This window comes from Parendozoicomonas verongulae (assembly GCF_009711465.1).
Lineage (GTDB): Bacteria > Pseudomonadota > Gammaproteobacteria > Pseudomonadales > Endozoicomonadaceae > Sansalvadorimonas > Sansalvadorimonas verongulae.
Genome location: NZ_SMME01000674.1, coordinates 2,656 through 3,010, shown reverse-complemented (window position 1 = coordinate 3,010; position 355 = coordinate 2,656).

Genomic DNA, 355 nt, shown 5'->3' with positions numbered 1-355 from the left:
TTACAGACAAAGGGTCTGTCCCCTGTATGGACTCTTAGCGTGTACCTGCCATAAAAATCCGCAGCCATATCCTCGCCAGTTCGAACCTGAGGCTCTCCGTAATGTTCATGTACCCAGGTATTGAAATGCGGAAACCGGGAAGGAAACAGATCTCCCGAAGGCAGGGGAGAGCAGTGGATGTAAGGGGGGACTTCCTCACCTGAAGACATATGACAAATGTTTGCCCTGCCCTGGATCCATGTGTGGCCCCGTTTCAACGGCCAGATGTTGTGCTGGCTGTGGGGTGGTGAGAGTTAATCCGGTTTCTTGTTGTTTCCCCTGACAATGTACGAAGTGGTGGTCTGTTGTCCTGTCC